The sequence below is a fragment of the Micrococcus terreus genome, assembly GCF_900116905.1.
Lineage (GTDB): Bacteria > Actinomycetota > Actinomycetes > Actinomycetales > Micrococcaceae > Citricoccus > Citricoccus terreus.
On the sequence record NZ_FPCG01000024.1, the window covers coordinates 1 to 6,299 of the forward strand.

The 6,299-nt window shown below is 68.7% G+C and carries 5 protein-coding genes and 4 pseudogenes; 8 read left to right on the plus strand and 1 reads right to left on the minus strand.

The annotated features are described in order from the left end of the window. Nucleotides 1–107: 107 nt before the first annotated feature. The 8 genes and pseudogenes from BM355_RS14985 to BM355_RS13930 form a co-directional block, all read left to right on the plus strand. Nucleotides 108–575 (plus strand): annotated as a pseudogene (locus BM355_RS14985) (topoisomerase C-terminal repeat-containing protein); the annotation flags it as partial. Nucleotides 576–580: 5 nt separating this feature from the next. Continuing rightward, nucleotides 581–1,267, plus strand: a pseudogene (locus tag BM355_RS13905) (Ppx/GppA phosphatase family protein); the annotation flags it as partial. Between the two features lie 135 nt (nucleotides 1,268–1,402). After that, a pseudogene (locus tag BM355_RS13910) lies at nucleotides 1,403–2,252 on the plus strand (sugar phosphate isomerase/epimerase family protein). Between the two features lie 146 nt (nucleotides 2,253–2,398). Beyond that, nucleotides 2,399–2,530, plus strand: a complete 132-nt coding sequence (locus BM355_RS14845; RefSeq protein WP_281247592.1) for a hypothetical protein — start codon at nucleotides 2,399–2,401, stop codon at nucleotides 2,528–2,530. Between the two features lie 206 nt (nucleotides 2,531–2,736). Further along, nucleotides 2,737–3,081 carry a hypothetical protein gene (locus BM355_RS13915; protein ID WP_091699742.1) on the plus strand — a complete coding sequence of 115 codons (345 nt, stop codon included), beginning with the start codon at nucleotides 2,737–2,739 and terminating at the stop codon, nucleotides 3,079–3,081. Between the two features lie 142 nt (nucleotides 3,082–3,223). Continuing rightward, nucleotides 3,224–3,952, plus strand: a complete 729-nt coding sequence (locus tag BM355_RS13920) for a hypothetical protein (protein ID WP_143109534.1) — start codon at nucleotides 3,224–3,226, stop codon at nucleotides 3,950–3,952. Beyond that, on the plus strand, nucleotides 3,949–5,427 hold the full coding sequence (locus BM355_RS13925) for a hypothetical protein (RefSeq protein WP_091699748.1): 1,479 nt from the start codon (nucleotides 3,949–3,951) through the stop codon (nucleotides 5,425–5,427). The genes BM355_RS13920 and BM355_RS13925 overlap by 4 nt, the downstream gene beginning before the upstream one ends. 14 nt (nucleotides 5,428–5,441) lie before the next feature. Beyond that, a complete protein-coding gene (locus BM355_RS13930; protein WP_177227978.1) occupies nucleotides 5,442–6,107 on the plus strand; it encodes an ABC transporter ATP-binding protein in 666 nt (221 codons plus the stop codon). 93 nt (nucleotides 6,108–6,200) lie between these two features. Here the strand turns inward: BM355_RS13930 and BM355_RS14740 are convergent. Next, nucleotides 6,201–6,299 (minus strand): annotated as a pseudogene (locus tag BM355_RS14740) (TrkA family potassium uptake protein); the annotation flags it as partial.

Below are 6,299 nucleotides of genomic sequence, written 5' to 3' on the forward strand. Positions count from 1 at the left end.
GGCCTCTCCTCGGGGTACCGGTACAGGTTGCGGCGCTGACGCAGCGCCAGGGCGGACGCGAAGGTGATCGTACCAACGCGCCCGGCGAACATCAGGGCTGTCAGCACGTAGACGCCGGCCGCGTGCAGTCCGTGGCCACCCGCCTGGTGGTGGAGCGCGAGCGCGAGCGCATGGCGTTCGTGGCCGCCCGGTACTGGGGTGTGGAGGGCACCTTCACCGTGGACGCCGGCGCCGCCGCCTCCGCTGCGGTGGGCTCGAGCTTCACCGCCCGCCTGTCCACCGTGGACGGCGTGCGCGTGGCCACCGGCCGCGACTTCGACGACGTCGAGCAGCTGAAGGCCTCCGCCGGCAAGAAGGTCGTGGTCAAGGACGGCCGCTTCGGCCCGTACGTCACGGACGGCCAGACCAACATCACCGTGCCGCGCGGCAAGGACCCGGAGCAGCTGACGGCCGAGGAGGCCTACCAGCTGCTGGCGGACAAGCGCGCGAAGGGCCCGGCCACCCGCGGCGGCGCCAAGAAGCCGACGGCCCGCAGGGCACCGACCAAGAAGACCACCACACGGAAGAAGGCCTGAGCACCATGCGCCTCGGCGTCCTGGACATCGGGTCCAACACCGTCCACCTGCTGCTCGTGGACGCCCACCCCGGGGCTCGTCCCGAGCCGTACGCGGAGCACAAGCGCTCCCTTCCGCTGATCCGCTACCAGGACGCCGACGGCGCCATCACGGAGGAGGGTCAGCAGGAGCTCGTGGGATTCGTCCGCGAGGCCGCCGCCTTTGCGGAGGAGCACGAGGCGGAGGACATGATCTCGTTCTGCACCTCTGCGATCAGGGAGGCCGCCAACGGTGCCGCCGTGCTGGACCGCGTGCAGGCGGAGACCCGTGTGCATCTCTCGGAGCTCACGGGGGACCAGGAGGCGGCCATGACCTACTTCGCCGTGCGGCGCTGGCAGGGCTGGGACGCCGGATCCATCCTGAATTTCGACATCGGCGGCGGCTCCTTCGAGATCGCCTACGGTCAGGACGAGCTGCCCTCGCACGCGCTGTCCCTGCCGCGGGGCGCCGGCCGTCTCACCCGCGACCGGCTCCCCGAGGACCCGCCATCCCCGAAGTCCGTGAAGAAACTGCGCAAGCACATCGAGGCGCAGATGGAGGAGGCCTTCGCGTACTTCCCGGCCATCAAGGGCCCGCTGTGCGTCACCGCCACCTCCAAGACCTTCCGCTCCTTGGCTCGGCTCACCGGGGCGGCGCCCTCGGCGGCCGCCCCGGCGTCGGCGCGGTGGACCTCAACACGGACAGCCTCCTGCCCGGAGTGCGCCTGGGAGTGCGCTGAGATGATCGACACACCCGACACCACCGCCACCGGCAGCGCGGCGTCGACGCCGTCTCCGGCGCCGGATCCCATGCCGCAGGACCCGAGGAGCTCGACCCGCCGCTGGTCTCCACCGCGCACCTCACCCCCCGAGGTGCGCCGCGGTGCGGACATCCCCGTGACGCTGTCCTCCTCCTCTGTGTTTCCGCTGGGCACACAGGACGTGTTCGCCATGGCCCAGGACCTCGGCTACGACGGGGTCGAGGTCATGGTGACCACAACGGCTGGAGCCAGGACGCGGCGCGGCTGCAGACCCTGTCCGAGCGCACCGGCATGCGGATCGACTCCATCCACGCCCCCACGCTGCTGTTCACCCAGCAGGTCTGGGGGTCGGCGTGGTCCAAGATCCGCCACTCGGTGGCGCTGGCCGCCGAGCTGGGGGCGCACACCGTCGTCGCCCACCCCCGTTCCGGTGGCAGGGCACGTACGCGTCGGGGTTCGCCCGGGGCATCGTCGAGATCATGGCCGAGACCGGCGTGGTGATCGCCGTGGAGAACATGTACCCGTGGCGGGCCTACGGGCGTGAGGTGAAGATGTACCTGCCGCACTGGGACCCGGTCCCCGAGCCCTACGAGCACGTGACCTGGGACTTCTCCCACGCCGCGATCGCGCGGGAGGACTCGTTGGCCAACATCCGGGGCCTGGACCGGCGGCTGCGCCACGTGCATCTGACCGACGGCACCGACAGTCCCAAGGACGACCACCTGGTGCCCGGCGATGGCACACAGAACGTGGCCGAGTCGCTGCGCTTCCTCGGGCGGGAGGGCCTGGCCGGCTCCGTGTGCGTGGAGGTCGGCACCCCCGGCATGGAGTGCGCCGCTCAGCGGAAGGAGAGGCTCGCTGCGGCCCTGGCCTTCGCCCGCGAGCATCTGACAGCCTGAGGGATCGTCCAGCATCTGACCCGGGAAGGAGCACCCATGACCGAGCAAAGCCATCAGAGCACCCCCGACGGCGCCGCCGCGCCCCGCAGCGACGCCGCCGGCACGCAGTCCGGCACCCCCGCGTGGCGATCCTGGGCCTGGGAACGATGACCGGGGCGATCCTCACCGGCGCCCTCGAGTCCGGGGCGGTGCGCGCGGAGGACGTCGTGGCGACCACCCGGTCCGCGGCCTCCGCCGCCCGCCGCGACGTGGAGATGGGCCGTGAGTTCGTCAGGTGAGACGAGCCCATGCCTGCGCGGTGTTTGTGAAGCCTATGGGTGTCCGATAGATTGACTGCGACTGTCGACAGTGTGTCGATTGTCATATGCGGATGCAGATCCGCGCTCCAGGGGGGGTGGTCCCTCCCTGCGTGCACAGAAGGGGGGGCGTCATGCGGCGTTCAACTCGATCTCTCCCCGGTGCGATTCTGGCAGCTGGTCTCCTGATGGGCGGGGCCGGCAGCGCTCAGGCCATCACGTCCAATACGGCCTTTGACGGCATCATGAACCGCTTTCAGCAGTCCCGGTATTTCCAGGATCAGGAGAAGACCAGGGCCAACATTGCTTCGAATATCGAGTTCACCGGGATCGGTGGTGCATACTCCGCGAACGTGAAGGCACAGAACCGCCAGAGTGGACAGCAGTATGCAGAGCAGAAGGGCCTTGGGCGAAACAAGATCTACGATATCCCGAATGCGACACCTGCGGGGCAGAAGACCAGGCTCATCGTCACCAACAACACATGGACGACGGTGACGGTCAGCATCAAGGGCTGGTACAGGACCAACTGACACCTATCCGCTTCGTGCTCGTCCCGCCCGCGTGTACTTGGGCGGCACGAGCATCCTCATTCACGCAGGAGTTCCGTTGTCCTCGTCTCCATCCCTCCGCCTATTGCGCGCATCAATTCTTGGGCTAGTCATCCTGGCCGGGATGTATGCGTTGCGCATAGGGCCGTCCACGACGAACGCCACCTACAGTTCGTGGCCGGCAGTCTTCCAAGACGTGGTCGGCGGGCCCGCCTTTCTGGTGGTGGTCGCACTTGCGGCAGCGATCGCGGGCATGCCTCTGGTCGTCGCGATGCGGGAGCGGTGGCCTGCTCATCTGCGTACACGGGCCACGGTCCGGAGATGGATCGCTTCCGAGATTCTCTGGCGGCCCGTCGCAGTCGCGGCGGTGGTCGCCGTATGCATCCTCGTGTGCGGTCTCGTCGTCTTCGGCTGGGTGGCTCCCCGGTCCTCGGGTCTCGTCGACCCCAGCGGCTATGGCGAGCCCGACGAGGTGGCCAGGATGGTGGACGGCAGCTATCCGCTGTACGCTGCGGCAGGTCGTTCATCCGTCGGATTCGTCGTCCTCTCGGCGCTCTGGGCCGGACTGCATGCCGGCCTGATCGCACTCATGTCAGCCTTGGCTGCACTCCTGATCCGCAATCGAGTCCTTGCCCTGCTGGCGCCGGCTGTCTTGCTCATCGGGGCCTCGATCGGCCTGGAGCTGACCGTCGGCCCCGCCGCTTCCCCGCTCATCACGTGGGTGCACCCCGGCGGACTTCTGCCCTCCAACCTGATCGCCGCCGCGATACCGGGCCTCCTGCTGGGTCTAGTGTGCGGTGCGATGGCCGTCGTCCTGCTGCGACGAGCGCCCCAGATGGATCGCTTCTCGTGAGATTCGCGCAAGCGGCCTGGCACGCCGCCATCTCGTGGCCCAGTGTCCTGCTAGCCGTCGTCCTCACCGCCTTGACCCTCCACGGTGTGTCCGAAGCGGTCGGGGATCCGGGTGTGAACGGCTGGGATGTCGTCGTCGTACAGGTGTCGAACCTTCAACTCGTGCCACTCCTCATCGCCGTGGTCTGGGTTCCCGTCTTCCTTGCACATCACCGTGTGCTTCAGCGTGAGGATGAGCTGCTCCGCCGAGGGTCGTGGTGGAAGGCTGCGGCCGCCGTCGTGACCTCGGATGCCGCCATCATCATCGGCGCCCTCACCCTGAGCACGGCGGCCGTCCTTGCTGTCTCCGTGAGCCTGGGCCTCGGTGGCAGGTGGAGTGATCGGGTGGTCGGCATCGTGTCGTCGGGCGGTCTCGATTCCGAAGTGTCAGCCGCCGCCGCGGCAACATGGGTCGGCCCGTGGCACGGAGCGCCGTGGCTGTTCCTCGCGATCCAGACCGCATGGATGGCCGTGGGGCTGCTCGCGTGGGCGGCGCTGCATGCGGCGCTGATGATCGGCATCGGCCCGCGCACGGCTGCTGCTGTGGTGATCTCGGGTGCACTCTGGGGGGTCCTGTCCGGCGCCGGCCTGCTGGGTGGAAGGCCTTTCCCGGATATGTCAGCCTGGACCAACAACCTCTGGGCCGTGTCGAACCCGCCCAGCGTTGCTGTCACCGTGGCCTTCTGGACACTGGCTGGAGCCGGCGTGCTCGGGGCGGCCGCCTGGCGCGACGGCGTTCGTGCGGACGGCCGCCTGCGGCTAACTGTCCCGCACCTGGCTGTCGGACTGGCCCTCGGCCTTGTCCTCCTCTACTCCTGGTACGGGGCCGGAGCAGAAGGCGGAACCGAGCTGGCTGACGTCGCCTTCGGCGGGCAGTATTCGTCTCTGCTGGGACACCTGCTCGGCGCCCTGCCGGCCGTCGTCATGGCAGGGCTGCTCGCGGGGCAGCTCTCGGACCTGGAGGGCGGCGGAGCCGAGCTGATCCTCCTTCGTCATGGTGCCCCTCACCGGTGGGTCGGCGGCCTGTTGGGGCGCTTTCTCACCGGGTCTGTGGCCATGACAGGGCTGCTGGTCGTCATCTTCGCGGCGGCCGACTTCCTCCGGCACCCCGAGGGCACGATGCGCAGTGCGGGGGAGTGGGCCCTCCTGGCCGCGGCTTACGTGTCATTCTGCTGCCTCCTCGGCATCGCGGCGGTGGTCCTCTTCTGGATGAGAGGCCATGTGCAGGACTGGATCTTCGTGGTCATGGCGATTCTTGTCCTGGGCTACCCCACGCTCTTTCCCCCCTCGCCGGCCAACCCCTTCGCTCCGTACAGTCTGGAGCCGGGGGCACCGTTCACGGCGACGCCCCTGCTGGCCTCTCTGAGTCTGCTTGCACTCTTGGTCCTCGGCCTGGGCGTTCTGCTGTCCCGCTTGCCCGCCCCTCGTTCTTCATGAGAAGGAGATCCTCCATGAGCACCACCACTCCCGTGATCCAGCTGTCCTCCGTCACGAAGACGTACCAGCGTCGTGACCTCTATACGGACGCCTCCGTCACCGTGCTGCCCGGCCGTGCGCACGCCATCGTCGGCCCCAACGGCTCCGGCAAGTCCGTGATGATGCGCCTGATGTGCGGTTTCCTGCGCCCCACCTCAGGAATCGTGGCCATCGATCCGCGGTACCTCGACGGACGTCGGACGTTCCCGGACAAGTTCGGCGTGGTGATCGACAAGCCGGGGATGCTGCCGCACCTGACCGGCATCGAGAACCTGCGGCGTCTGGCCGAGATCCAGAAGAAGATCGGCGAAGAGCGGATCCGCGAGGTGATGCAGTCCTTCGGCCTGGACCCGGATGCCCGTCAGCGGGTACACCAGTATTCGCTGGGCATGAAGCAGAAGCTGAACCTCTGCCAGGCCGTCATGGAGGACCCGGAGGTCCTCGTGCTGGACGAGCCTTTCAACGCCCTGGACGCCGACTCCGCAGGCGCGCTGCGCGGACGCCTCGCGTCCTTCGTGGCCCACGGCGGCACGCTCGTGTTCACCTCCCACGACTCCCGAGACGTGGACCAGCTGGCCGAGTCCGTGATCCGGCTCGAGAACGGGAGGGTCACCCAGGAGGAGGCTGCACCCCGGACGTGACCGGACACGAACGCCCGGGGCGAGGGCCGCCGTCGTGCACGGCGACGCGCGGTCCGCATCTCCGCCTCCGGTCTTGAGGCGCGCCGCCCGGCCTCAGGGCCGGGCGGCGAAGCGCTCCAGCAGATCGGTGTGACCGGAGACGATCAGGGTGTCCCGGGGGCCCACGGTGGTGTCCGGCTGGGCGTAGGTGAA

Bases quoted from the DNA above. Each gene is read 5' to 3' on its own strand.
- BM355_RS13920 (WP_143109534.1), top strand. From the start codon at position 3,224: ATGTATGCGTTGCGCATAGGGCCGTCCACGACGAACGCCACCTACAGT.
- BM355_RS13915 (WP_091699742.1), top strand. From the start codon at position 2,737: ATGGGCGGGGCCGGCAGCGCTCAGGCCATCACGTCCAATACGGCCTTT.
- BM355_RS14845 (WP_281247592.1), top strand. From the start codon at position 2,399: ATGACCGGGGCGATCCTCACCGGCGCCCTCGAGTCCGGGGCGGTGCGC.
- BM355_RS13930 (WP_177227978.1), top strand. From the start codon at position 5,442: ATGAGCACCACCACTCCCGTGATCCAGCTGTCCTCCGTCACGAAGACG.